The organism is Mesorhizobium sp. Z1-4 (assembly GCF_004000235.1).
In the GTDB taxonomy this organism is placed as follows: Bacteria; Pseudomonadota; Alphaproteobacteria; order Rhizobiales; family Rhizobiaceae; genus RCIO01.
This window is the reverse complement of the sequence record NZ_RCIO01000001.1, coordinates 1,270,695-1,297,084: the sequence shown is the minus strand read 5'-3', so window position 1 is coordinate 1,297,084 and position 26,390 is coordinate 1,270,695. Positions and strand designations below refer to the sequence as shown.

Annotated in this window: 26 protein-coding genes; 19 read left to right on the top strand and 7 right to left on the bottom strand. The window is 62.5% G+C overall.

The window, feature by feature from the left end:
• Positions 1-13: 13 nt before the first annotated feature.
• Entirely contained in the window at positions 14-586 is a 573-nt protein-coding gene (locus EP165_RS06265) for a hypothetical protein (protein WP_127520613.1), read from the bottom strand.
• A gap of 109 nt (positions 587-695) precedes the next feature.
• Here EP165_RS06265 and EP165_RS06260 point away from each other — a divergent pair, with 109 nt between their 5' ends.
• The gene (locus EP165_RS06260) at positions 696-1,790 is read left to right on the top strand and encodes an AI-2E family transporter (protein WP_127520612.1); all 1,095 of its coding nucleotides are present in this window, start codon (positions 696-698) and stop codon (positions 1,788-1,790) included.
• 269 nt (positions 1,791-2,059) lie between these two features.
• On the opposite strand, the gene EP165_RS06255 is transcribed toward EP165_RS06260, so the two are convergent.
• From EP165_RS06255 to EP165_RS06235, 5 genes are all read right to left on the bottom strand, one after another.
• Positions 2,060-2,662: a hypothetical protein gene (locus EP165_RS06255; RefSeq protein WP_127520611.1), complete on the bottom strand. Its 603-nt coding sequence runs from the start codon at positions 2,660-2,662 to the stop codon at positions 2,060-2,062.
• 10 nt (positions 2,663-2,672) lie between these two features.
• Positions 2,673-3,425, bottom strand: coding sequence for a M48 family metallopeptidase (locus EP165_RS06250; protein ID WP_127520610.1), 753 nt, complete (start codon positions 3,423-3,425; stop codon positions 2,673-2,675).
• A 91-nt stretch (positions 3,426-3,516) separates the two neighbouring features.
• Complete coding sequence (locus EP165_RS06245) at positions 3,517-3,966, bottom strand: DUF2852 domain-containing protein (RefSeq protein ID WP_127520609.1); 450 nt, start codon at positions 3,964-3,966, stop codon at positions 3,517-3,519.
• A gap of 107 nt (positions 3,967-4,073) precedes the next feature.
• Entirely contained in the window at positions 4,074-5,234 is a 1,161-nt protein-coding gene (locus EP165_RS06240; protein WP_127520608.1) for a benzoate/H(+) symporter BenE family transporter, read from the bottom strand.
• A complete protein-coding gene (locus tag EP165_RS06235; RefSeq protein ID WP_127520607.1) occupies positions 5,231-6,004 on the bottom strand; it encodes an alpha/beta hydrolase in 774 nt (257 codons plus the stop codon). Before EP165_RS06235 ends, EP165_RS06240 begins: the two co-directional genes overlap by 4 nt.
• 207 nt (positions 6,005-6,211) lie before the next feature.
• Between EP165_RS06235 and infC the strand changes: the two genes are divergently transcribed.
• From infC to EP165_RS06145, 18 genes are all read left to right on the top strand, one after another.
• The gene (infC, locus tag EP165_RS06230) at positions 6,212-6,748 is read left to right on the top strand and encodes a translation initiation factor IF-3 (protein ID WP_127520854.1); all 537 of its coding nucleotides are present in this window, start codon (positions 6,212-6,214) and stop codon (positions 6,746-6,748) included.
• A gap of 282 nt (positions 6,749-7,030) precedes the next feature.
• A complete protein-coding gene (rpmI, locus tag EP165_RS06225; protein WP_127520606.1) occupies positions 7,031-7,240 on the top strand; it encodes a 50S ribosomal protein L35 in 210 nt (69 codons plus the stop codon).
• Positions 7,241-7,276: 36 nt separating this feature from the next.
• Positions 7,277-7,678 carry a 50S ribosomal protein L20 gene (gene rplT, locus EP165_RS06220; RefSeq protein ID WP_127520605.1) on the top strand — a complete coding sequence of 134 codons (402 nt, stop codon included), beginning with the start codon at positions 7,277-7,279 and terminating at the stop codon, positions 7,676-7,678.
• 131 nt (positions 7,679-7,809) lie between these two features.
• Entirely contained in the window at positions 7,810-8,895 is a 1,086-nt protein-coding gene (gene pheS / locus EP165_RS06215) for a phenylalanine--tRNA ligase subunit alpha (RefSeq protein ID WP_127520603.1), read from the top strand.
• Between the two features lie 11 nt (positions 8,896-8,906).
• A complete protein-coding gene (gene pheT / locus EP165_RS06210; protein WP_127520601.1) occupies positions 8,907-11,354 on the top strand; it encodes a phenylalanine--tRNA ligase subunit beta in 2,448 nt (815 codons plus the stop codon).
• Between the two features lie 128 nt (positions 11,355-11,482).
• Positions 11,483-11,719 carry a DUF6713 family protein gene (locus tag EP165_RS06205; RefSeq protein WP_127520600.1) on the top strand — a complete coding sequence of 79 codons (237 nt, stop codon included), beginning with the start codon at positions 11,483-11,485 and terminating at the stop codon, positions 11,717-11,719.
• 169 nt (positions 11,720-11,888) lie between these two features.
• Positions 11,889-12,875 carry a Gfo/Idh/MocA family protein gene (locus EP165_RS06200; RefSeq protein WP_127520599.1) on the top strand — a complete coding sequence of 329 codons (987 nt, stop codon included), beginning with the start codon at positions 11,889-11,891 and terminating at the stop codon, positions 12,873-12,875.
• A gap of 106 nt (positions 12,876-12,981) precedes the next feature.
• Positions 12,982-14,961: a PhoX family protein gene (locus EP165_RS06195; protein WP_127520598.1), complete on the top strand. Its 1,980-nt coding sequence runs from the start codon at positions 12,982-12,984 to the stop codon at positions 14,959-14,961.
• 281 nt (positions 14,962-15,242) lie between these two features.
• Entirely contained in the window at positions 15,243-17,156 is a 1,914-nt protein-coding gene (gene dnaK / locus EP165_RS06190; protein ID WP_127520597.1) for a molecular chaperone DnaK, read from the top strand.
• 156 nt (positions 17,157-17,312) lie between these two features.
• Positions 17,313-18,443 carry an acyltransferase family protein gene (locus EP165_RS06185; RefSeq protein WP_127520596.1) on the top strand — a complete coding sequence of 377 codons (1,131 nt, stop codon included), beginning with the start codon at positions 17,313-17,315 and terminating at the stop codon, positions 18,441-18,443.
• Between the two features lie 142 nt (positions 18,444-18,585).
• Positions 18,586-19,719 (top strand): molecular chaperone DnaJ, encoded by a 1,134-nt coding sequence (dnaJ, locus tag EP165_RS06180; protein WP_127520595.1) that lies wholly within the window; start codon positions 18,586-18,588, stop codon positions 19,717-19,719.
• A gap of 79 nt (positions 19,720-19,798) precedes the next feature.
• Entirely contained in the window at positions 19,799-20,422 is a 624-nt protein-coding gene (gene pmtA, locus EP165_RS06175) for a phospholipid N-methyltransferase PmtA (protein WP_127520594.1), read from the top strand.
• 41 nt (positions 20,423-20,463) lie between these two features.
• A complete protein-coding gene (locus tag EP165_RS06170; protein ID WP_127520852.1) occupies positions 20,464-21,060 on the top strand; it encodes an NADPH-dependent FMN reductase in 597 nt (198 codons plus the stop codon).
• A complete protein-coding gene (pyrF, locus tag EP165_RS06165; RefSeq protein ID WP_245440038.1) occupies positions 21,060-21,761 on the top strand; it encodes an orotidine-5'-phosphate decarboxylase in 702 nt (233 codons plus the stop codon). Before EP165_RS06170 ends, pyrF begins: the two co-directional genes overlap by 1 nt.
• Before the next feature lie 25 nt (positions 21,762-21,786).
• Positions 21,787-22,080 carry a DUF1330 domain-containing protein gene (locus EP165_RS06160; protein WP_127520593.1) on the top strand — a complete coding sequence of 98 codons (294 nt, stop codon included), beginning with the start codon at positions 21,787-21,789 and terminating at the stop codon, positions 22,078-22,080.
• Positions 22,077-22,649, top strand: coding sequence for a GNAT family N-acetyltransferase (locus EP165_RS06155; RefSeq protein ID WP_245440037.1), 573 nt, complete (start codon positions 22,077-22,079; stop codon positions 22,647-22,649). Before EP165_RS06160 ends, EP165_RS06155 begins: the two co-directional genes overlap by 4 nt.
• Positions 22,650-22,796: 147 nt before the next feature.
• The gene (locus tag EP165_RS06150; protein WP_127520592.1) at positions 22,797-24,071 is read left to right on the top strand and encodes a polyhydroxyalkanoate depolymerase; all 1,275 of its coding nucleotides are present in this window, start codon (positions 22,797-22,799) and stop codon (positions 24,069-24,071) included.
• A gap of 113 nt (positions 24,072-24,184) precedes the next feature.
• Positions 24,185-24,802, top strand: coding sequence for a transglutaminase-like cysteine peptidase (locus EP165_RS06145; protein WP_127520591.1), 618 nt, complete (start codon positions 24,185-24,187; stop codon positions 24,800-24,802).
• Between the two features lie 23 nt (positions 24,803-24,825).
• On the opposite strand, the gene EP165_RS06140 is transcribed toward EP165_RS06145, so the two are convergent.
• Positions 24,826-26,361 carry a YifB family Mg chelatase-like AAA ATPase gene (locus EP165_RS06140; protein ID WP_127520590.1) on the bottom strand — a complete coding sequence of 512 codons (1,536 nt, stop codon included), beginning with the start codon at positions 26,359-26,361 and terminating at the stop codon, positions 24,826-24,828.
• Between the last annotated feature and the right edge of the window lie 29 nt (positions 26,362-26,390).

The following is a 26,390-nucleotide window of genomic DNA, read 5'->3' as shown; positions in this document are numbered from 1 at the left end:
CCGGTGTCGAGATTCAGCCGCTGCCCGCTGCAGCGGCCGAAGGAGGGGCAGGTGCCGTCGCCGGCGGTCCCCAGGCACTGATCGGCTGGCCGTTCTGCGTACGCACCACCTGATCGAAAATCGCCAGCGATTGCGCAGGCGTTTCGCCACCTTCGCAATTCTGGACGATACCGAAGAAATAGCCGACGCATTTGTTGGTTTCCCCGGGCACCGTGCCGAGCGCCATGTCCTTCACAACGCCATCCTGTCCGACCAGAAAATAGGCCAGGCGATATTGGTAACGCAGCTTTTCGCTCTGCCGGATAAAGCCGAAATCCGTGCTGACGCCGCCGGCAGCATAGCGCTTGATGTGCCGGTGCACGATCTGGCCCGAGGCAAGCACGAATGAGCCGATCGGCTCGCCGTAAAGTTTCACGCGGCCAAGCGAATCTTCCTCGAAGTCGGGCGTGGAAGCGACTTGCGCGTAGGATTTGCCGACGGCATAGCGGCCCATTTGTTTGTTGGAGAAATCCTGTACGCTTTGCGGCGCCTGACAAGCTGCGACAAGCAGGCCAAGCGCAGTCAAGAACATGAATTTCTTATTCAAAAGGGACGCCTCCGCTTTATTCGGGGTATTTATACAGGCACGGTCCGCAATGTGAAGTTGGGGCGCGGGTCGTTATCCGGCCCCAATTCGCGTTCAATCGAGCTGCCAGATGAAGAAGCCCGAGACCAAACTCCCGCCGATCGCTCGTGTGCCGCTCAGGGTCGACATCGACGTCCTGCTCGGTCGCGCATCGTCGGCTGCAGTCATATTGCTCGGCGTGATTGGCGCCATCTTCGCGCTTCATGCGGGAGCATTCATCCTGATGCCGGTCGCGCTGGCGGTAACGGTCGGCCTGATGCTGGGCCCGGTCGCAACCTGGCTTGAGCGGCGCGGTACGCCGAGCTGGCTGTCCTCGGCCGCGGTCGTGCTTTTGTTTGTCGTGGTGGTGTGCCTGCTTGCGATTGCGCTGATGGGCCCGCTTTCCTTCTGGGCAGGTGAGCTGCCGCGCATCTGGAACCGCCTGCAAATCCACCTCGCCGAGTTGCGCGGGCCGATCAATGCGCTGAAAAACCTTCAGGAAGAGATGGGTTCGCTGATGGGCGGCTCCACCTCCACGCTGAAGGTCGAGCAGGAAGGCGCGGGCGTCGAGGATGTCGCTGTGCTGGCGCCGGCGCTGGTCGCGCAGATGCTGCTTTTCATGGCGAGCCTCTATTTCTTCGTTGCCACCCGCAACGACATTCGTCTCACGCTGCTGCGCATCTGCGTCAATCGCCGCCTGCGCTGGCGCGTGGCCCACATCTTCCGCGACGTGGAAACGCTGGTTTCGCGCTATCTGCTGTCGATCACTGCGATCAATGTCGGGCTAGGGGCCGCCGTTGCGCTGGTGCTTTGGCTCATCGGGGTTCCCTCGCCGCTGCTTTGGGGCGCTCTCGCCGGCCTGCTGAATTTCGTCATCTATATTGGCCCGGTCGTGATGGCGGTCATTATGTTCGCAGTCGGCCTGTCGATCGGCTCCACGATTACCGACAGCATCCTGCCGCCGCTCGCCTATCTCGGCGTCAATCTGATCGAGGCGCAGTTTGTGACGCCGATGGTGATCGGCCGCACCATGACGCTCAATCCGTTTTTGGTGCTTTTAGCGCTGGCGTTCTGGATCTGGCTGTGGGGCCCAATCGGCGGCTTCATCGCCATTCCCGCACTGCTGATTGTCTTCGCGATCGCGCGTAACATCCTGCCGGGCATGAACGGCTTGGCGGGCCGCTGACGGGTCAGCCGAACCCGATTGCCTGAAGCGCCGGGCCGTTGTGCTTGGGCTAGAAACTCAGCGACGAAAGTCTGCGTTACGGAAAATTACATGCTAAAATAACATAGTTTCGATTCGGGAAACAAAGACGATGCCCCCAAGAACTGGAAATCAAGGATCAGGCCGTTCGAGCACAGGGCGCTCTCCGTCCGGAGGTGGTCATGGCCAAAGTTCTGCTCAACCTACAACAACAGGTTCAGGAGCACCGCCACCACCACCAAAGAAATGAACTATTTCTTCCAACCCACTTCGATTTGCTGGATCTCTGATCGGGGGATGAACGTAACGATGAAATCGTTGTCGTTACCTTTTATCACCTGCGGCGTCCTTTCACCCGCAGCTGAATAGATTGCCGTCACATACAGGACAACGCCGTCCTCGTTCAGCGTAATTTCCCGACTTGGGCGGCCTTGAGAAGGTATTGTTGCGAATACACTCTCGAGTACACGGCCGTCTCTCACGTGAACCTGAATGAACGTCCACTTCGCTCTCGCGGAGGTCAGTGATGCCCAGGCAGTGGGTTCATGGTCGTCACGATAAATGCGAAGAAACTGGACCGTCCTGACGGCGTATTGCGCAATGACACCTCGCCAAAAGGCTCCAGTAGAAACTGAGATACCGATCGAAATTGCGGCGGCGGCGGCGATATTTTCTAGGTCGGGAGCAATGATCAAAGAAGCCGAGCGCGCTATCAATCCAAACGTAAGTATTTGCAGGAGAACATCTTCTGCCCTATATGATTTATCCCTTCCACCTGAAGAAACCTTGTATCCCAAATAGCCAGCGACCAGCACTATCTGCAGTTCATAGGGAAGTGCTAATAAGTTCTGCACTTTTGCGCTCCTACCCGAACCCGATTGCCTGAAGCGCCGGGCCGTTGCGTTTGAGCCAGGCCTTGGCCTCGTCGGTGCGCGGGCAAAGCTCGCGGCACAGCTTCCAGAATTTAGGTCCGTGGTTCATCTCGATCAGATGCGCCACTTCATGCGCGACCAGATAGTCGATCACCGTGCCGGGTGCCATCGCGATGCGCCACGAAAAGGAGAGTGCGCCGTCGGAGGTGCATGACCCCCAGCGCGAGCTCGTATCCTTGAAACGCACCGATTTCGCCCGTCGGCCAACGGTGGCTGTATGTCTGGCAACGAGCGCTTCGATCTCGCGTTTGGCTTCGCGTTTCAGGAAATCGGCGACGCGGCGTTGCAGGAAACGGCGGTCGCCATGCACGATGAGCACAGGCCCGTCATCGGTGTGCCCTGTTTCGGCCATGCCGCGCTTGCCGGGTTCATGAACGATAAGGTGCGGCACGCCACGCAACGGAATCTTGATGCCCGGCCGCACCTGTGGCTGGTCCGGCAGCTTGGCAAGCCGCTGCTCCAGCCAGCCGCGATTGCGTTCCAGAAACCGGTCGACCTCGCGAGTGGATACACCGGGCGGCACGGTCACGCGAAGCCCGGTTCCGCCCGAGGCGATGCGAAGCGTCAGCCGGGTGGCGCGGTCGTTTTCGACGATCCGGAGCGGCAGAGTGCGTCCGCCGACCTCGTGGTCGCGCGTCAGCGGCATGGCCGCATCTTTCTTCTGGCGCAGAAACGCAAAGCTCATGGGTTCAATCTAGGCGATTCGCCGGGAATCGCCTTCAACGAAAAACGGCGCCCTGCGGCGCCGTCTTTCACCTTGACTGGAGGTTTGACGTTCAGTCGTCGAGCAGGCCTTCGCCCTTGTCACCCTTCTTCTTTTTCGAAGTCGTGGCGGGGGTGGATTTGGAGCGCTCGGCCATGAAGCGGTCGAACTCGTCCTGATCTTTGGCCCGGCGCAGCTCGCGCAGATAGTCGTCGAACTGTTCGCGCATCTCGTCGAGCTTGCGGCGCTCTTCCTCGATCCGCTCGAGTTCCTTCGCGCGCCAGTCGTCGAAAGCGACATTGCCGGTGCGGGCATGATACCCGCGGTGATGGCCGCGGCGGCAATTTGCGAACATGCCGTCGGTGGCCTTGTTTACATCGCGCTTGAAACCGTCGAGGCGGTCGCCCCACAGAATGTAGGCGAGCATGGCAAGGCCGAGCGGCCAAAACACCATGAAGCCGATCACCATCAGCGCGATGGTGGCTGGCGTCCAGGCAGGACGTATCAATGCGGAATTGGTCATCGTTACCCGTTCCCTGTCAGTGCTGGGCAGCCGGTCGTGGCTGCATGAATTCGAGATGGGAACGGGGTCTGTCTGTTTCAATGACGGATTCGAACAAATCCGCCAAGCTATTGTTTTAGAAAGTGTTTTCCGGCTGTATCCAATGCCGCCACAATAAGCCCGGCCATCAGACCCCAGAACGCGGAACCGATTCCGGCAATGGTGACACCAGACGCGGTGACGGCAAAGGCGACCACCGCCGCGGTGCGCAATCCGGCGATGCCGAGCGCCATTGTCAGTGCGTTGGCAAGCGGCGCGAGCAAGCCCAGTCCGGCAACCAGAATGATCAGCTGCGGCGGCAAGGCGTCGAACAGCGCTACAAGCGAAGCGCCGAACAATGCGAATATCAGATACCAAAGCGCATAGTACGGTCCTGTTTTCCAGCGTTCCGCGGGGTCGGGATGCGCGTCCGGTCCGGTGCAGATCGCCGCGGAAATCGCTGCCAGGTTCGTTGTCACGGCATTGAAAGGCGCTGAAAGCAGCGAGACGGCGCCGGTAAACCAGACGAGCAGCCCGGACGGCGGCTCGTAGCCGGCCGCCCTGAGTACCGCGATGCCGGCAAGGTTCTGCGACGCCATCGTTACCAGATAGATCGGCAGCGCAAGGCCGAAGAAGCCGGCGAGCGAAAAGCTTGGCTCGGTAAAGACGAGCGTCGAAAGCTCCGGTTCGGGAAAGGCGTCCACCCGGCCGAGCGCCCAGGCGAGCACGACGCCCGCCACCAGAACGGAAAGCACCGAGAGCGCGGGATTGAATAGCCTGACGACAAAAAACAGGGCGGCCAGGGGCAAGACCAGCAGCGGGTCGGAACCCGCAGCCTTGACCGCTCCTATGGCGAAGGAAACGAGAATGCCGGCCAGCATGCCCGATGACAGCGAGCCCGGAATGCGCCCGACAAGGCGTGAAAGCGGCCGGATCGTTCCGGTCACGATCAAAAGCAGAGCAACCATGATGAAGGCGCCAACTGCGTCGTTCATGGTGAAGCCGCCGGCTGCCGCAAGCAACGCCAGGCCGGGCGTCGACCATGCCGTTACCACAGGCATTCTCGTGCGCCATGACAGATATGCGGTCTCCACTGCCAGCGCGAGACAGACCGCCGTCACCCAGCTCGCGGTCTGTTCGCGGCTGGCGCCAAGCGTATCCGCGGCGGCGATGATGAGCGCCAGTGTGCCGCCGAAACCGACGATGGCCGCCACCAGCGCCGCGGCCGGGATCGATAGCCGCGTCGTCATGGAAGTTGTCGAACCAGGCCTTGAGCGGTGCGTGTCAGAAGTTCCAAATCCTGCGGCCGCGACAGCCGGTGGTCGCCGTCGCGCACCAGCGTCAGCGTCACGTCGTCGGCGGAAAGGTGCTCCACCAGCTTCTGTGCATGCGTGTAAGGCACGTCGGGGTCGGCTTTGCCCTGCAGGATGTGCACCGGGCAATGCGTGTCGATGACCCCGGTCAGAACGCGGTTCCTTCGCCCGTCCTCGAACAGCGCCTTTGTGTAGACGTTGGGTTCGTCGGAATATTCGGACGCCTCTTCGAGATAGCCCTTCGTTTCGAGTTCATGCCGCAGCGCCCCGGTCAGTTCCGGCTCCATCAGCTCCACCGTGAAATCGGGCGCCGGCGCAATAAGCAGCATGCCGGCCAGCCGGTCGCTCTTGCCCGCCTTGGCCAGCTCCTGCGCCATGCGCAGTGCGATCCAGCCGCCCATCGAGGATCCGACGAGAATTTGCGGACCGGTGGTGAAGCGTTCGAACACGGCAAGGCTTTCGTTGAGCCAGCGCGAAATCGTGCCGTCCTCGAAGCGGCCGCCCGACACGCCGTGACCGGAATAGTCATGCCGGGTGAAGGCAAGGCCGTTCTCGCCGGCCCATTGATCAAGCGTATCTGCCTTGGTGCCGGCCATGTCGGACTTGTAGCCGCCAAGCCACACCAGACCCGGCACCTTGCCCGGCCGGTGCCTGACTGCGATGGCGTTGCCGGCGACCTCGATGGTTTCGCTCTGTTCGGGATTCATGCAGAAAGCCTCCGGCAGCGCCTATCGCATGTTCGGCTGCGCCGGTGAAGAGCCGTGTTTGTGGCGCATCCCGGGCCGAAATAATGATTCCGCGCGCAAACTATGCTATTGACTTGCCGGGCGCTGCCACCACATTGCGCGCCTTGCGTTCGGCATCGTCCGGGCGCCCAAGCGATTCAGGGTCAACGGCAGAAGGAGACAACGACCATTCGCAGACCATTCAAAGCCGCCGCACCGGTCAAGGAAGGACCGCGCGCCAACCGCGACATCCGCGTCCCGCGGGTTCAGCTCATCGACGATGAGGGCAACAACAAGGGCGTCGTCGACATCGACGAAGCACTCAACATGGCCGAAGACGCCGGGCTCGACCTGGTGGAGATTTCGCCCAACGCGCAGCCGCCGGTGTGCAAGATCACCGATCTGGGCAAGCTGAAATATCAGGGCCAGAAGAAGGCTGCCGAGGCCCGCAAAAAGCAAAAGACCATCGACATCAAAGAGATCAAGATGCGTCCCAACATCGACACCCATGATTACGAGGTGAAGATGAAGGCGGTGCGCCGTTTCTTTGACGAGGGCGACAAGGTCAAGCTCACGCTGCGTTTCCGCGGCCGCGAGATGGCCCATCTGGAACTCGGCATGCAGTTGCTCAACCGCGTGCGCGAGGAAGTCGGAGAGATCGCCAAGGTGGAAGCCGAGCCGAAGCTCGAAGGCCGCCAGATGATGATGGTGCTGGCGCCGAAATAGCGCCCCCTTCGCCGCTCAGAATCACAGTCACGGCCTGTTGCGCTTTTCGCAACGCATCGATATAAGGCCGCGTTCCGAACCGTCCGGCAGGGCATGCCGTGGCGGTTCTTAATGCTTAAGCTCACAAAAGCCACGAGCGAAGCGAGAAGCGGCCAGCAAGAGGCGTGGAGTGCCGGAAGGCACGACAGGGACCTCTAGGAGTGCCGCCGCCGGCGATCCGGCGCCCTCGCGGAGCCGCCCGCACAGCGGACTTGCGTGAGCGCCTAAAACGGAGTCAGCAAAATGCCCAAGATGAAGACCAAGTCTTCTGCCAAGAAGCGTTTCAAGATCACCGGGACCGGCAAGGTCAAGGTTGCTGCACAGGGCAAGCGCCACGGCATGATCAAGCGTTCCAACAAGTTCATCCGCGACGCGCGCGGCATGATGGTTCTGGCTGAGCCGGACGCCCGCAAGGTCGTCAAGAACTATCTGCCCAACGGCGGCGGCCTCTGAGCCGCAACGGAACCGAGCTTTTAAGGAGATCATGACATGGCACGCGTAAAAAGAGGCGTTACCGCCCACGCCAAGCACAAAAAGGTTCTCGGTCAGGCCAAGGGTTTCTACGGCCGCCGCAAGAACACCATCCGCACCGCCAAGCAGGCGGTCGAAAAGTCGATGCAGTACGCCTACCGCGACCGCAAGGCCCGCAAGCGCAATTTCCGCGCTCTGTGGATCCAGCGTATCAACGCCGCGGCGCGCGAACACGGCCTCACCTATGGCCGCCTGATCGACGGCCTCAACAAGGCCGGCATCGAGATCGACCGCAAGGTGCTTTCCGACATGGCGATCCACGAGCCGCAGGCATTCGCCGCGGTCGTTGCGCAGGCCAAAACCGCGCTCGCCTATCTGAAAGACACGACGCCGAACGCTTTTGAAAGCGCTGTAGCTTAAGCTAGCGCCTTCCCAAGCATTCGAAAATCTGATTTGGGAAACCCGCGCTGGCTGGGCCGGCGCGGGTTTTTGCTTGTTAACGGGCCTCGCATGAGGGTCCAAGCCGAGGCAATGAGACCGTGACCGAATTGATGACTGATCTGAAAGCGCTCGAAGAGACGCTGCTGGCCGAAATCGCGGCGGCGGGCGACGAGCAGGCGATCGAGGCCGTGCGTGTCGCCGCACTCGGCAAGAAGGGCTCCGTATCGGAGCGCCTGAAGTCGCTCGGTTCCATGACGCCGGAAGAGCGGCAGAGCTTCGGCCCGGCGATCAACGGCCTCAAGAACCGCATCGGCGATGCGCTGAGCGAACGCCGTGCCACCCTGCGCGACGCTGCAATCGACGCCAGGCTGGCGCGCGAGATGCTCGACGTCACGCTGCCCGTTCGCCAGACGCCGGCCGAGCGCGGGCGCATTCACCCAATCACCCAGGTGATGGACGAAATCGCCGCCATCTTCGGCGATCTGGGCTTCGCCATCGCCGAAGGCCCGGACATCGAAACCGACTATTACAACTTCACTGCGCTCAACTTCCCCGAAGGCCACCCGGCGCGCGAAATGCATGACACCTTCTTCCTGGAGAAGGGCGAGCGCGACGAGGCGCGCCTTCTGCGCACGCATACCTCGCCGGTGCAGATCCGCACCATGGAAGCGCAGGAGCCGCCGATCCGCATCGTCATTCCGGGCAAGACCTATCGTTGCGACTTCGACGCAACCCACTCGCCGATGTTCCATCAGCTCGAAGGGCTGGTGATCGACAAAACGGCCAATGTCGCCAACATGAAGTGGGTGCTCACCGAGTTCTGCAAGGCGTTCTTCGAAGTGCCGTCGCTCAATATGCGCTTCCGCCCGAGCTTCTTCCCCTTCACCGAGCCGTCGCTGGAAGTCGACATTCAGTGCGACCGCTCGCGGCCGGGCGAGGTGCTGTTCGGCCAGGGCAACGACTGGATGGAGATTCTGGGCTGCGGCATGGTCCACCCCAACGTGCTGCGCTTCGGCGGGCTCGATCCCGACGAATATCAGGGTTTCGCCTGGGGCATGGGCATCGACCGCATCGCAATGCTGAAATACGGCATGCCGGATTTGCGCGCCTTCTTCGACGCCGATGTGCGCTGGCTGTCGCATTACGGCTTCCGCCCGCTCGACATGCCGACCCTTTTCGGCGGTCTGAGCAGCTAAGGAACATATCGATGAAATTCACCCTTTCCTGGCTCAAGGATCACCTTGAGACCGACGCCACGCTGGACGAAATCGTCGAGAAGCTGACCATGATCGGCCTCGAAGTCGAGTCCGTCGACGACAAGGCGGCACTCAAGCCGTTCGTGATCGCCAAAGTGCTCACGGCCGAGCAGCATCCGGACGCCGACCGCCTGCGCGTGCTCTCGGTCGATACCGGCACCGGCGATCCGATCCAGGTCGTCTGCGGCGCGCCCAATGCGCGGGCGGGCCTTGTTGGCGCCTTCGCTGCTCCCGGCACTTACGTGCCCGGCATCGACGTCACGCTTTCCGTCGGCAAGATCCGCGGTGTCGAAAGCCATGGCATGATGTGTTCCGAGCGCGAGCTGATGCTCTCCGACGAGCATGACGGCATCATCGACATTGATCAGGACGCGCCGGTCGGCACCTCCTTCGCGGCCTGGGCCAAACTCGACGATCCGGTAATCGAGATCGGCCTCACCCCCAACCGGCCTGACGCCACCGGCGTCTACGGCATTGCACGGGACCTCGCTGCCGCGGGTCTAGGCACGCTGAAGGACGGGACGGTAGCGCCTGTCACCGGCAAAGGCGAATGCCCGGTCAAGGTGACGATCGAGGAACCGGACATGTGTCCGGGTTTCGCCCTGCGCATGGTGCGCGGCGTGAAGAACGGGCCGTCGCCGAAATGGCTGCAGCAGCGGCTGATCGCAATCGGCCTGCGTCCCATCACCGCGCTGGTCGACATCACCAACTACGCCACCTTCGATCGCGGCCGCCCGCTGCATGTGTTCGACGCGGCGAAGGTGAAGGGCAATCTCGTCGTGCGTTCGGCGCGCGCCGGCGAAAAGGTGCTGGCGCTCGATGGCCGCGAATACGAAATGGCTGAAGGCCAATGCGTGATCGCCGACGACAATGGCGTCGAATCGATTGCCGGCATCATGGGTGGCGAGCTCTCGGGCTGCGACGAAAACACGACAGACGTACTGGTGGAGTCCGCGCTTTGGGATCCGCTGACCACGGCCCGCACCGGGCGCGATCTCGGCATCATCACCGATGCGCGCTACCGCTTCGAGCGCGGTGTCGATCCTGAATTCATGGTGCCGGGCGTCGATCTCGGCACGCGCCTCGTCATGGAGCTTTGCGGCGGCGAGCCGACCGAAGCTGAGATCGTGCTCGGCAACCCGACCTCGATCGAGGGCGAAACCGTCGGCTCTACCGGCCACCATTATCTCGAGGTCGATTTCCCACTGGCCGAGACAAAGCGCCTGACCGGCCTCGATATCGGCCGCGACGAGAGCATCGCAATCCTCAAGCGGCTCGGCTTCACGCCGAAGGGCAGCGAAGACGGCGACACCGTGCGCTTCGTCGTGCCGTCATGGCGTCCCGATGTGGAAGGCAAGGCCGATCTGGTCGAAGAGGTGATGCGCATTCACGGCGTCAACGAGATCGACCCGCAGCCGATGGTCAGCCACGACGCTGTGAACGGCCGCACGCTGACGACGCTGCAGGTCAGAACCCGCAACGCCAAACGCGCGCTTGCCGCGCGCGGCATGATGGAGGCCGTCACCTGGTCGTTCATCCCGCATGCGCATGCCGAGCTGTTCGGCGGCGGCCAGGACGGGCTGCGCCTGTCGAACCCGATTGCCGCCGACATGTCGGACATGCGGCCCTCGCTGCTGCCTGGGCTGATTTCCGCCGCGCAGCGCAATGCCAATCATGGCTTCTCCGATGTCGCACTGTTCGAGGTGTCGGGCACTTATGAAAGTGACGAGCCCGAAGGTCAGCGCCGTGTAGCCGCCGGTGTGCGGCGCGGCACCGCCCAGATGGACGGGCAGGGCCGGCACTGGGCAGGCAATGCGCAGCCGGTCGGCGTGTTCGACGCCAAAGCTGATGCGCTGGCGGCGCTCGAAGCCTGCGGCGCCCCCGTCGCCAATCTGCAGATCGAGCCCGGCGGTCCCGCCTGGTATCACCCCGGCCGCTCCGGCGTGATCAAGTTGGGCCCGAAAAACGTGCTCGGCACGTTCGGCGAACTGCATCCGCGCACGCTTGAGGCGCTCGATGTCGAAGGCCCGCTTTGCGGCTTCGAGGTTTATGTCGATGCGATCCCCGAGCCGAAGGCCAAGGCGACCCGCACCAAGCCGCGGCTCGACATCTCGCCGCTGCAGGCGGTGAAGCGCGACTTCGCTTTCGTCGTCGATGCCGGCGTGGAGGCTGCGAAGCTCGTCCGTGCCGCCGCCGGTGCCGATAAGAAGCTGATCACCGGCGTGCGCGTGTTCGACCTGTTTGAGGGCGCATCGCTCGGCGAGGGCAAGAAGTCGCTCGCCATCGAGGTTGCCATCCAGCCAGTCGAAAAGACGCTGACCGACGAGGATTTCGAGGCGCTGGCCGCGAAGATCGTCGACAATGTCACCAAGCAGACCGGCGGTGTGCTGAGGGGATGAGCCTCGAATTCCATTTCGTGGCGCTGCTTGTCGCGGCGGCATTGTTTTTTCTCCACGAAATGGATGCGGTGCGCTGCCACGAATAGCGCATCTTCCCGATCCTCGAAAAAGTCGAGGAACGGACAGCGATGCTCTGGTTCTTCTGGCTTCATATGCCGCTGTTCGGCCTGCTGATCTGGGGCGTGGCGAGCGCCTATGCCGGGAGCAATCTCTTCAGCCTGCTGTTCGGCGGCTTCTGCGTGCTGCACGGCTTCCTGCATTGGCTCTATGAGCGCCACCCGCGCAACGAGTTTAGCAACGCGCTCTCGCGCAGCATCATCTGGAGCTGTGCTGCCGCTGGCTTGCTGACGGCGCTCACCGCGTAGCGAACGACCGCTCCGCCGTGACCCTTGGGCATGTCCCAAGCGTCTGGCCGATGTCCGCTACAAAACGACGGCGATTTCGACCACACGCGCAGCAGACGACGCGCGACCACCGCTGGCCTTCTCCAGAACCCCGCGCTAGGTTCGCCGCGAATTGGGTCGGGGCCGCAATATGTTTCGATGGGGCATTCTCTCCACCGCCAAGATCGCGCGTGAGCAGCTCATTCCGGCGATCCAGGACGCCGAAAACGGCGTGCTGTCGGCGATTGCCAGCCGTGACGAGGCGAAGGCGCGGGCGCTGGCCGAGTGTGCCGGGGCACCGCACGCATTCGGGTCCTACGAGGCGATGCTGGCGTCGGACACGATCGACGGCGTCTATATTCCGCTTCCCACCTCGCAGCATGTCAAATGGGCAGTGAAGGCGGCCGATGCCGGCAAGCATGTGCTGGTCGAGAAGCCGCTGGCACTGAACGCCGAAGACATCTCTCAGGTGATCGCGGCGCGCGACCGCAACAATGTGGTCGTGTCGGAAGCCTTCATGGTCACCTATCACCCGCAATGGCTCAAGGTCCGCGAACTGGTGCAGGGCGGCGCCATCGGCAGGCTGCGCCATGTGCAGGGAGCGTTCAGCTACTTCAACGTCGATCCGGCCAATATGCGCAATCAGCCCGAACTCGGTGGCGGCGCGCTGCCCGACATCGGGGTTTACCCGACCGTGACCACGCGCTTCGTCACCGGGGCCGAGCCGGCCCGCATTCAGGCAAGGGTGGACCGAGACCCCAAATTCGGCACCGACGTCTATGCGAGCGTGAAGGCCGATTTCGGCGCGTTCGAACTCACCTTCTACTGCTCCACCCAGATGGCCCTGCGCCAGCACATGGTCTTTCACGGGGACAAAGGGTTCATCGAAGTTGTCGCGCCGTTCAACGCCGGCAGCTATGACCATCACCGTGTCGAATTGCACGATGCCGGCCATGCCTCCACGCAGCAGTTCCGCTTTCCAGCTGCGAAACAGTACCGGCTGCAGGTCGAAGCGTTTGCACGCCGCGCGGCTGGCGAGGAAGCCGATTATTTCACGCTGGAGGACTCTGTCCTGAACCAGAAAGCCATCGACGCGATTTACCGCGCAGCCGGGAGCGGCGGCTGGCAACAGGTCTGACGGCAGCGAAAATTGCAGCCTGCCGTCATGGTTTTGTCATCGGTTTGAAATGTGGCTGCGCTTGATAGCGGGCATCCCAGGCGCAACGCAACCAAGGATGCAACCGATGAACAAGCACGTTTCACCCGACTTCAAAACGCCGACCGAAATCCGCGAGGAATCGGAGGATGTCGGCCGCAACACCTCCCGCAACCCGACAATGGGCGATGTCATCAACACGCGCTATTCGCGCCGCGGCTTTCTGGGCGGGTCGCTCGCTGTCGCCGCGATCGGCGCGACTGTCAGCCCGCTTGCGCTGCTGAGCGCGCGCGAAGCGCATGCCGCGGCCGGCTCGGTCTTCGATTTCCCGGAAGTGACGGCCGGCGTCGACGAAAACCACCACGTCGCCGAAGGTTATGATGCCGAGATATTGCTGCGCTGGGGCGACAAGGTGTTCGCCGATTCGCCCGATTTCGACCCGACGGCCCAGACCGCTGAGAAGCAGGCCCGGCAGTTCGGCTACAATAATGACTATATCGGCTTCGTGCCGATCGACGGCAACTCCGATCACGGCCTCCTTCTTGTCAATCACGAATACACAAACGCCGAGCTGATGTTCCCCGGCTGGGCCAAGGTCGAGAAGGACAGCGAAGGCAAGGACAAGGTCGTGATGGGCGAGTTCACGAAGGAAATCGTGGACATCGAAATGGCGGCCCATGGCGGCACCATCATCGAAATCCGCCGCACCGACGGCAAATGGGCGCCGGTGTTCGACGGCACCAAAAACCGCCGTATCACGCCGGACACCGAGATGGAGCTTACCGGCCCTGCAGCCGGCCATGACCGGCTGAAGACCAACGCCGACCCGAGTGGTCGCAAGGTGTTTGGAACGCTCAACAACTGCGCCGGCGGCGTCACGCCGTGGGGCACCTATCTGATGGCCGAGGAAAACTTCCACGGTTACTTCAAGGGCGAGTTGCCGGCCGATCATCCCGAAGCCGCCAACTACGAGCGCATCGGCGTTCCCGGCGGCTGGTACAACTGGGGCAATTTTCACGACCGTTTCGACATCGCCAAGGAGCCGAACGAGGCCAACCGTTTCGGCTGGATCGTCGAAGTGGATGTCGAGGACCCGAATTCGGTTCCGAAAAAGCGCACGGCGATCGGCCGGGTGAAGCACGAGGGCTGCGAAACCATCGTAAACGGCGACGGCCGTGTCGTGGTCTATTCGGGCGACGACGAGCGTTTTGACTATGTCTACAAATTCGTCACTGCGGGCCGCTACGACGCGTCGGATCGCGCCGCCAATATGGACCTGCTCGACGAGGGCACGCTTTATGTCGCGCGGTTCAATGCCGATGGCTCGCTCGACTGGCTGCCGCTGGTGCATGGCGAAGGGCCGCTGACGGCGGCAAACGGCTTCAACAGCCAGGCCGATGTGGTGATCGAAACCCGCCGCGCCGCTGATCTTCTTGGCGCGACCAAGATGGACCGCCCGGAAGACGTGCAGCCAAATCAGCGCACCGGCAAGGTCTATGTCATGCTGACCAACAACACCCGCCGCAAGGAGGGCGACGAGAACCCGGCCAATCCGCGCGCCGACAACGCTTTCGGCCATATCATCGAAATTGCCGAAAGCGGCGGTGACTTCGCGGCCACGCGCTCGACCTGGGATATCCTTCTCAAATGTGGTGATCCTTCGATCGCCGAGGTGGGCGCAACCTTCTCATCCGCCACCACCGAAAACGGCTGGTTCGGCATGCCCGACAACTGTGCCATCGACACCGCCGGCCGCCTCTGGGTTTCGACCGACGGCAACAGCGGTTCCAAGACCGGACGCACAGACGGCCTGTGGGCAGTCGATACAGAAGGCGCGGCGCGGGGCACCTCGCGGCTCTTTTACCGTGTGCCGGTGGGTGCCGAAATGTGCGGCCCGCTGTTCAACCCCTCGGGCGACACGCTGTTCCTCGCCGTTCAGCACCCGGGCGACGAGGGCCTTGCCACCTATGAAAACCCGGCGACCCGCTGGCCCGATTTCGACGCGGCCATGCCCGTGCGTCCCTCGGTCGTGGTGGTTACCAAGTCGGGCGGCGGCGTGATCGGCTGATTCGCTCTACCTTGGCCCGGCAATGCCGGTGATCGGATTGGTTTCAGGGGTGGCTTCGCGCCGCCCCTGAAGTACATGGCCCGCCTGGCCGCGTTTTTGGGTTCTTTTCGGGCGTCAAAGCAGCCCATTGCCGCCTTGCATGGCAAAACCCTCCTACTTATATACGCCGCAACACCGCGCAGCCGGCAAATCGGCCGCTGAAGCGGTATTTCGTGTGAACGGGGCTTTCGCCTGGAACGCCTGATGGGGTCCTGAAAGCCTGCCTAGCGGAGATATGAGCCATGGCTAAAGTTATCGGTATCGACCTTGGTACCACAAACTCATGCGTCGCCGTCATGGACGGCAAGGACGCGAAGGTGATTGAAAACTCGGAAGGCGCGCGCACAACCCCTTCCATCGTCGCATTTTCGGATGGCGACGAACGCCTCGTCGGCCAGCCGGCCAAGCGGCAGGCTGTCACAAACCCCGAAAATACGCTGTTCGCGATCAAGCGCCTGATCGGCCGCCGTTACGACGATCCCGTCACCGAGAAGGACAAGAAGCTCGTCCCCTACAAGATCGTGAAGGGCAAGAATGGCGATGCCTGGGTCGAGGCCCACGGCAAGTCCTATTCGCCGTCGCAGATTTCCGCGATGACGCTGCAGAAGATGAAAGAGACCGCCGAAAGCTATCTCGGCGAGAAGGTCGAGAAGGCCGTCATCACCGTTCCGGCCTATTTTAACGACGCCCAGCGCCAGGCCACCAAGGACGCAGGCAAGATCGCCGGCCTTGAAGTGCTGCGCATCATCAACGAGCCGACGGCGGCCGCGCTCGCCTATGGTCTCGACAAGAAAACCACCGGCACCATCGCGGTTTATGACCTTGGCGGCGGCACCTTCGATATCTCGGTTCTCGAAATCGGCGACGGCGTGTTCGAGGTGAAGTCGACCAATGGCGACACCTTCCTCGGCGGCGAGGACTTCGACATGCATCTCGTCAACTATCTCGCTGACGAGTTCAAGAAGGAACAGGGCATCGACCTGAAGGATGACAAGCTTGCCCTGCAGCGCCTCAAGGAAGCTGCGGAAAAGGCCAAGATCGAGCTCTCGTCCTCGACCCAGACCGAAATCAACCTGCCCTTCATCACCGCCGACCAGTCCGGTCCCAAGCACCTGACGATGAAGCTGACCCGCGCCAAGTTCGAGCAGCTTGTCGACGACCTGGTCCAGCGCACCATCGCGCCGTGCAAGGCGGCCCTCAAGGACGCCGGCATGAAGGCGGGCGAGATCGACGAGGTCGTTCTCGTCGGCGGCATGACCCGTATGCCGAAGGTTCAGGAAGTCGTGAAGCAGTTCTTTGGCAAGGAGCCGCACAAGGGCGTCAATCCTGACGAAGTCGTCGCCATCGGCGCGGCCATCCAGGCCGGCGTTCTGCAGGGCGACGTGAAGGACGTGCTGTTGCTCGACGTGACCCCGCTGTCGCTGGGCATCGAGACGCTGGGCGGCGTGTTTACCCGCCTGATCGAGCGCAACACCACGATCCCGACCAAGAAGGGCCAGGTGTTCTCGACCGCCGAGGACAGCCAGTCGGCGGTGACGATCCGCGTCTTCCAGGGCGAGCGTGAAATGGCGGCCGACAACAAGATACTCGGCCAGTTCGACCTGGTAGGCATTCCGCCCGCACCGCGCGGCGTGCCGCAGATCGAGGTTACCTTCGACATCGACGCCAACGGCATCGTCAACGTCTCGGCCAAGGACAAGGGCACGGGTAAGGAGCAGCAGATCCGCATCCAGGCATCCGGCGGCCTTTCCGACGACGAGATCGACAACATGGTCAAGGACGCCGAGGCGAATGCCGAGGCCGACAAGAAGCGCCGTGAGGGCGTTGAGGCCCGCAACCAGGCCGAGGCCCTGATTCACTCTTCGGAGAAGTCGCTGAGTGAGTATGGCGAGAAGATCTCCGAGGATGACCGCAAGGCCATCGAAGAGGCCATCGCCGAGCTGAAGACCGCCACCGAAGGTGACGACCTTGAGGATATCAAGGCGAAGACGCAGACCCTCGCCGAAGCTTCCATGAAGCTTGGCCAGGCCATGTATGAAGCTTCGCAGGCCGAGGCCGCCGAAGGCGATGCCGCCGCCGACGCAAAGGCGGACGATGTGGTCGACGCCGATTTCGAGGAAATCGACGAGGACGACGACAAGAAGAAGTCGGCCTGACAACCTGAGAACAAACAAGAAAGCCCGGCTCAGCCGGGCTTTTTTGTATCTGCGCGCGGCCGCGTTAACTGCAGCTCAAGTCAATCCACACATGCCCTGCCGGAAACGTTAGTAGTGGGTAGCGGTTCGCGGAGGCCGCTGCAGACGAGGGCGGGGATGGCGGACAGATACCGGATACTTGAGTTCTGGCGTATCGCGGCGGCGGTTCTGGTTATGGTGTTCCATTTCCTGAACTACGGTCCGCCAAGCGCCGTCCACGCGACGGAGCTGCTGCTCAGCCTGCTTCCGCTCATGGACATGTTCTTCATGATCTCGGGTTTCCTGATCATGGAGCGATATGCCGACCGGCTTTTGACCGAGCGCGGCAGCTATGGCCGCTTTCTCATTCGCCGGGTCGCGCGTTTCTATCCGCTCTACCTGGCAACGCTCGGCTTTTTCGTTGTTCTGGCGCTGGCAGTCCATTTCGGCGTTTATGAAACGCGTTCGCCGGAGCGCTACGCCTTCTCCGCGCTCCCGGCGAATCTGATCCTGATCCAGGGCTGGGGGTTCACCGAAACCCTGACATTCAACTATGTCGGCTGGACGCTGTCGGCCGAATGGTTCTGCTACCTCGCGCTGCCGGTTATTGTCATCGCCTACCGCTGGGGCGGCATAACTGGCCTGCTTGGGCTCGTCGCCGTTTCGTGCCTTTTGCTTGAAATCGCCACCGCCTCTGGCCTGATGCCGTTCGAGCGCTGGTTCTATGCCGACACATGGGGCGCATTTCGTGCATTTGCCGACTTCGCGGTCGGTGCCGCAGTTGCGATGGCGGCGCGGCGGCGCGTCTTGGTCTCCGCCAGCCACCGCTGCGCCTGGCTGACCTTTGGCTGTTCGCTGGCGGCTATGTGCATCGTCGGTGCGTCCTATCTCGTGCTGCTGTTGCTGGCCCTGGCGATCTACCAGGCCGCCGTTGCCGAAAGCGACGCGCCCGAAGGGGCACGGTTCCTCGGAGTGTTCGACCCGCTCGGCCGGGTGTCGTTCTCGATCTATCTGATCCACCCGGTGGTCGGCGCGCTGGCTTTCGGCGGCGTGTGGCGCCTGATTGTGGAACCCGCTGGAGTGATGAATTTTTACCTGTATCTGCCGCTGGCGGTGATTGCGGTCTTCGCTGTATCGCTGGTCTCGTTCCATTGGTTCGAAACGCCGGCGTCCCGCTGGGTAAACCGCATTTTCAGCCCTGCTTCGGGCCAGCGGCGTCCGGCCAACAGCGAACCCGCCGTCGGCAATGCGGTCTCGGGCGCGTCCTGAACCGCGGGCAGTACAAAAAAACCTACACTTTGGTGCTCAATCTATGGCATACGCGCGCCGGGATCACTAAATCCTTGGCTTGATTGGGTGCTCGGCGCCACGGCGCGAGACTGATCGGCCGCACTTACCGTTCTGGGATGTGATGAAGGCAGATTTCTACGAGACATTGGGCGTCGCGAAAGGCGCGGATGAAAAGGAGCTGAAGGCAGCGTTCCGCAAGCAGGCGATGCGCTTTCACCCTGACCGCAATCCCGACGATGCCGAGGCCGAGCGCAAGTTCAAGGAAGTCGGCGAGGCTTATGAGGTTCTGAAAGACCCCCAAAAGCGCGCCGCCTACGATCGCTTCGGCCATGCCGCGTTTGAAAATGGCGGCATGGGCGGCGGTGGCGGCCATGGCTTTGGCGGTGCCGGCGGATTTGCCGATATTTTCGAGGATATATTCGGCGACATGATGGGCGGCGGGCGTCGTCGTTCCTCAGGCGGACGCGAGCGTGGCGCCGACCTTCGCTACAATATGGAGATCTCGCTCGAAGAGGCCTTCACCGGCAAGACGGCGCAAATTCACGTGCCGAGCTCCATCCAGTGCACCGATTGTTCCGGCTCGGGTGCCAAGCCGGGCACGTCGCCGACCACATGCGCCATGTGTCAGGGCCACGGCCGCGTGCGCGCGGCTCAGGGGTTCTTTTCGATCGAACGCGCCTGCCCGCAATGTCAGGGGCGCGGCCAGACGATCACCGACCCCTGTCCGAAATGTTCCGGCCAGGGCCGGGTGACCGAGGACCGGTCGCTTTCGGTCAATATTCCTGCTGGCATCGAGGATGGCACGCGTATTCGCCTCGCAGGCGAGGGGGAAGCCGGCCTGCGTGGCGCGCCAAGCGGCGATCTCTATATCTTCCTGTCGGTCAAACCGCATGAATTCTTCCAGCGCGACGGCTCCGATCTTTATTGCAAAGTGCCGATCTCGATGACCACAGCCGCTCTCGGCGGTGCATTCGAAGTCACCACGCTCGATGGCACGCAGACGCGCGTGAAAGTGCCCGAGGGATCCCAGAACGGCCGCCAGTTCCGCCTCAAGGGCAAGGGCATGCCCATTCTGCGCCAGCCGCAGGTTGGCGATCTCTACATCCAGGTATCTGTCGAAACGCCGCAGAATCTGTCGAAGCGTCAGCGTGAGCTGCTCGAGGAATTCGAACAGCTCTCATCCAAGGAAAACAGCCCGCAGTCGGCCGGCTTCTTCTCGCGGATGAAGGATTTCCTGGAATCGTTCGGGGAATAGCGGCGGAATCGCTTGCTTCCCCAGCGGCAGCGCATATGTACATGTCAATCCGGTCAGCGGCGGCACGAGGAGAGCGTTCATGACCCTTCACCCAGGTTTGCGGAAGTTTGCGGCGCGCTTCGATGAGGAACTGCGCTTCTTCCGCGGTTGGGTGGGTGGACCGAAGGCCGTTGGCGCAATTGTGCCGACAAGTGGCGTGACCGCACGGCGCATGGCAAGCGTGACCGACCCGAATTCAGATTTGCCGGTGCTTGAACTCGGGCCCGGCACAGGCGTGATCACCCGCGCGATTCTGGAACACGGCATAGCCCCGGAGCGGCTGACCGCGATTGAATATTCGCCCGATTTCGTGGCGCATCTCAGAACGCATTTTCCCGAGGTCGATGTGATCCAGGGCGACGCCTTCGATCTTGAGAAGACCTTGGGCGAAAGGGCAAACCAGACGTTCGATTCGATTGTTTCCGGCGTGCCCCTGCTGAATTTTCCGGTCGAACAGCGGGTTCGCTACGTCGAACATCTGCTTGATCGCCTGAACCCCGGCCGGCCCATCGTTCAGCTCACCTATGGCCCGCTTTCTCCGGTGCCGCCCGGCAAGGGCAACTACCGGGTTACGCGGTTCGACTTCATCTTGCGGAACATTCCGCCGACGACGCTTTGGCTGTATTCGAGGGGCGAGCCGGTGCTGCCGACGGCGCGCCACTGATCTCACCGGGTTTGCGCCCGCAAGCACGCGAGGGTGAATATCTGCACATGATACCGAAGATTCTCGTTTTCGCAGGGTCGATCCGATCCGGCGCCTATTCCGGCAAGACCGCAGATATCGCACAGCATGAACTGGCGAAGCAGGGCGCCGACGTAACCCGCATTTCGCTTGCGGATTACCCTTTGCCGATCATGGACGAGGATCTGGAGGCGGAGAAGGGCATTCCCGAAAACGCCTACAAGCTGGCGCGGCTTTTCGCAGCCCATGATGCGGTTCTCATCTGTACGCCGGAATATAACGGCTCGATGCCGCCTCTCCTGAAGAACACCATCGATTGGGTCAGCCGCATCAGCCAGGATGGCGGCAAGCCGCTGAAGCCCTATTCGGGGCGGGCTGTTGGCATTTGCTCGTCCTCGGACGGACATTTCGCAGGCATCCGCAGCGCCAACCATCTGCGCGCGGTTCTGGCGCATATCCAGATGGAAGTGATTGCGCCGCAGGTTTCGGTGCCTAACGGGGCCGAAGCATTTGACGAAGACGGCAATTTCGTTGCCGAGCGGCTGAGCAAGGGCATGCAGCGGCTGTGCCGCTCGCTGATTGAACATGCGCGACTCCTGAGCACGAGGGTGGAAATATGATGGTGATACAGAACGAAATGCGCGACCGGCTGATTGTCGGGCTCGACGTGCCAAGCATTGCCGAAGCCGAGCAGGTTATCGAAACGCTCGGCGAAACGGCCGGTTTCTACAAGATCGGCTACCAGCTTGCATATGCCGGCGGCTTTGAGCTGGCGCGCGATCTCGTCGAGGACGGCAAGAAGGTGTTTCTCGACCTCAAGCTGCTCGACATCGACAATACGGTGGCCAAGGGCGTCGAAAGCGTCGCGCGACTGGGCGTCAACATGCTCACCATCCATGCCTACCCGAAGGCGATGCGCGCCGCTGTGGCCGCAGCAAGCGGGTCGGGCCTGTGCCTGCTTGGCGTTACAGTTCTGACCTCCATGGACGATTCCGATCTCGCCGAGGCTGGCTATGCCGAAGCCGCAGCGACGCTGACCGCGCGCCGCGCCGGGCAGGCCCGTGAGGCCGGGATGGGCGGCATCGTATGTGCCGCGCCCGAAGCCGCACGGCTGCGCGCTATCGTCGGTCCGCAAATGGCGGTGGTAACGCCCGGCATCAGGCCGACGGGCGCCGACGCCGGCGACCAGAAGCGCATCGCCACGCCGGCAGATGCGCTGCGCGCCGGCGCAAGTCACCTTGTGGTCGCGCGGCCGGTGGTTGCCGCGGCCGATCACAAGGCTGCCGCTGCCGCAATTCTGGAAGAGATGGCCGCCGCGTAGCGCGGCGCGAATGCAGGGGAAAGACATGCCCAAAGGTTACTGGATTGCACGTGTCGATGTGCGCGACCCGGAGCGCTACAAGGACTATGTGTCGACCGCGAAACCGGCCTTCGAACGCTTCGGCGCGCGGTTTCTGGCGCGCGGCGGCGAATACACCGCTCTGGAAGGAGCAGTGCGCGCCCGCAATGTCGTGATCGAGTTCCCGTCCCATCAGGCCGCGGTCGACTGCTACAACTCGGCTGAGTATCAGGCCGCGAAGGCCATCCGGCAGGAAGTTGCGGACGCTGAAATGGTGGTGGTCGAGGGTTTCGAAGGGTGACACCGGGCGGCGGCGCCACGCCGCTGCCGGCCAGAGGCCGCTTTGATTGCCCACCGGGATATCTCATTCGTGCCGGAACGCCGGCTGATCATCCGCGCCTCGTCGAGGTCGAAAATGCAGCCGGGCGGCTTTTCGCAACCCACGGCTATCCGCGGATCGCCGAGGACGGTTTCGATAATGTGGAGCAGCTGCGTGCTGTCCTGGATGGCGGCAGCGTCTACGTGGCCGCGGATACGGACGGGTCCCCCGTCGGATTCGCCTTGGCGCGACCACTGGCGGACTACCTTCATCTGCGTGAACTGGCGGTCGATCCCGCCCATGGCCGCAAAGGACTGGGAGGTGCGCTCGTGCAGGCGGTACTTGCCCACGGCATGAAAGCCGGCGTTCGCGGCGTCAGCCTGACAACCTTCAGAACGGTGCCGTTTAACCAGCCGTTCTACGAATCGCAGGGATTCCGCGAATTGCCGGTGGCCGATGCGCCGCCTTGTCTAGCAGAGGCGTTTTGGGCGGAAATTCCACACGGAATTGAGCCGGATGAGCGGCTTATCATGCAGTTTTCGTTCGATTAAGTGCCGTTTTGATCCCGATATTGCCCATTCCGCCGTTTCTTGTTGCGCCGCAGCAAATCTGCGCATAGCTTTGCCACATAACAAATGCCGGGCTGAATCCGCGCATTTTTGGCATATGCCGGACGGCGACTGGGGTTAAGAAGCGCAATGTTCTACCAGATGTACGAGCTCAACCATGCCGCGCTGCAACCCTATCGGGCGCTGGCCGACGCGGTGAAGCTTTTCTACAGCCACCCGCTCAACCCGGCTTCGCAAACCAGTTTCGGACGCTCGGTTGCAGGCGCCGCCGAACTTTTCGAGCGTACCACCCGCCGCTACGCAAAGCCTGAGTTCGGTATCACGGAAACCAGGGTCGATTTCGTTCGTGTGCCCGTAAAGGAAAAGACCGTCTGGTCGAAGCCGTTCTGCAACTTGATCCATTTCGAACGCAATTTGCCCGCCGACCGCCGCCCCGATCCCAAAATACTGATCGTTGCTCCGATGTCGGGCCACTACGCCACACTTCTGCGCGGAACGGTGGAGACGTTTCTGCCGAGCGCCGAGGTGTTCATCACCGACTGGACCGACGCGCGTATGGTGCCGCTTGCGGATGGCCCTTTCGATCTCGATGACTATGTCGACTACGTCATCGACATGCTGCGCTGGCTGGGGCCGGACACGCATGTCATTGCCGTGTGCCAGCCTTCCGTGCCGGTGCTTTCCGCGGTTTCGGTCATGGAGGCGCGGGGCGACGAAGCCGCACCTGCCACGATGACCCTGATGGGTGGCCCGATCGACACCAGGCGCAACCCGACCGCCGTGAACCTGCTGGCGGAAGAAAAGGGCACGGACTGGTTTCGTGACAGTGTCATCACCACCGTTCCCTGGCCGCATCCGGGCTTCGGCCGGCCTGTCTACCCCGGCTTCCTGCAGCTCTCCGGCTTCATGAGCATGAATCTCGACCGCCATCTGATCGCCCATAAGGATTTCTTCATGCATCTCGTGAAGGACGATGGCGATTCAGCCGAGAAACACCGCGAGTTCTACGACGAATATCTGGCGGTAATGGACCTGACCGCAGAGTTTTACCTTCAGACGGTGGAGACGGTGTTCGTGCGCCACGCACTGCCTAAGGGCGAGATGACCCATCGCGGCGAGCTGGTCGATCCGTCCGCCGTGCGCAATGTCGCTCTGTTGACTGTCGAGGGCGAGAATGACGACATTTCCGGCCTCGGCCAGACAAAGGCGGCCCACGATCTGTGCGTGAACATCCCCGACCGCATGCGCGCCCACCATATGCAGCCCAAGGTCGGGCACTATGGCGTGTTCAACGGGTCGCGCTTCCGGGCCGATATTGCGCCGCGGATACTGGACTTCATCCGTTCCAATGCGAAGTCGACACAGCCGGCGCAAAAGAAGCGGCCCGCCACCAAGCGCGCCTGATGCCGCTGCGGAAGTAACCATTCCCACAACTTGCTTGGCTCTCGAATTGACTCCGGCCGGTCCTCACCCTTAATTTTTTGTTAACGGGGAGTGTGGCTCGGGGTTTCGAGGTCATGGGTATTGGGTATCGCGCCGCGGCGTTGCGGGCAGTCGGCCTTGTTTCATTGGCCTTGTTTGGTTGCGGCCAGGCAGGTGCGGGCGATCTCAGTTCGATGGTTGCGGGCCGCCAGACCTCCCAGCCGATCGGCCATTACGAATTCTGTAAGGCCAACCCGGCCGAGTGCGCGGTGCGGCCGCGCGACCGCGGACCGCTGCGGCTGACGCAGGCGATCATGGACCGCATTGCCGCGGTCAATGTCGAGATCAACCGCAGTGTCCGCCCGCTCAACGATATCGACATTTACGGCCGTGACGAGGTCTGGGCTTACCCCGACATCGGCGCCGGCGATTGCGAAGACTATGCGCTTTTGAAGCGGCGCGAGCTCAACCGGGCCGGCATCTCGCTTTCCAACCTGCTGATCACGGTGGTGCGCAAGCCCGATGGCGAAGGCCACGCCGTGTTGACGGTGCGCACGCACCGCGGCGACCTCATCCTGGACAATTTGCGCGACGATGTTCGCGGCTGGCGCGAAACCGGCTATCGTTTCCTGAAACGCCAGGCGAGCTATCACACCGGCCGCTGGGTCTCGCTGCACGACGAAAACGAAACACTGGTCGGCTCTGTCGACTGACGGGCCGGTTCGTTCGCTCGATGTCAGGCGGCCTGCCGGGCAAGTTTCTCTCCCGCCATTCGATACGAAATCGCCTCCGCCAAATGAACGCGGCCGACGGTGTCTGTGCCGTCGAGATCGGCCAGCGTCCGCGCCACCTTGAGAATGCGGTGATAGGCGCGGGCCGAAAAGCCGAATTTCTCGCTGGCATCCGCAAGCAGGCTGGCGCCACCGGCATCCGGGGCAGCGAGTTTCTCAACCATCGTATTCGATAGCGAGGCGTTTGTGACGGCGGCCGCCTGGCCGAGTTCGACAGCCCGCTCGCACTGGATGTGCCGTGCCCTTGCCACGCGCTCGGCCACGGCTGCGCTGCCTTCGGACGGCCCCGGGCGAATGAGGTCGGTTGCCGAAACCGCAGGCACCTCGATCCTGAGGTCGATGCGGTCCATCAGCGGCCCTGAAATGCGCGCCTGATAGTCTGCCTGGCAACGCGCGCCGCGCGCGCAACGGTGTCCGGGTTCGCCCGCCATGCCGCACCTGCAGGGGTTCATTGCCGCCACCAGCTGAAAGCGGGCCGGATAGGTCACGCGGTGGTTGGCGCGCGCAATCATGCATTCGCCGCTTTCCAGCGGTTGCCGGAGCGAATCGAGCACCTGCGGCGTGAACTCGGGAAACTCGTCGAGGAAAAGCACGCCGCAATGCGCGAGCGACACCTCGCCGGGCTTCACCCGCAGGCCGCCGCCCACCATGGCCGCCATCGAGGCCGAGTGGTGCGGCGCACGAAACGGCCGCCGGTCCGAAAGCTTGCCGTCGGCAAGTGTGCCGGCAATCGAGGCGATCATCGAAACCTCCAGAAGCTCGGGGGCGCCCAGCGGCGGGAGGATGGACGGCAGCCGTTGCGCCAGCATGGATTTGCCCGAACCGGGCGGCCCTACCATGAGAAGGTTGTGGCCGCCGGCGGCTGCAACCTCAAGCGCCCGCCGAGCGCTCTCCTGCCCTTTGATATCGGCAAGGTCCGGCAGGTTGCGCGCCAGTTCGCGGATCGCCGCTTCCGGCCGGGACAATACCTGTGTGCCGCGGAAATGATTTGCCACCGCGATCAGGCTGCGCGGCGCGATAATGTCGATATCCGCCCCGGCCCATGCAGCTTCCGACCCGCATCCATGCGGGCAGATCAGACCCCGGCCGTCCGCATTGGCCCCTATTGCGGCCGGCAGCGCGCCCGCCACCGGCGCAATCGTTCCATCCAGCGAAAGTTCGCCAAGAACCACAAAGCCGGCGAGCGAATCGCCCGGAATTGCACCAAGCGCAGCCATCAGTCCCAGCGCGATGGGCAGATCGTAGTGACTGCCTTCCTTTGGTAGATCCGCAGGCGCGAGGTTCACTGTCACCCGCTTCGCCGGCATCGAAAGGCCGGATGCATGCAGTGCCGCCTGCACCCGCTCGCGGCTTTCCGCCACCGCCTTGTCGGGCAAGCCGACGATCTGCATGCCGACCTTGCCCGGCGCGACCATCACCTGCACGTCGACCGGAACGGCCTCGACGCCCTGAAACGCGACGGTACGGACATGAGAAACCATGGCAGCTCCCGAACCGTGCCTGTTTTCAC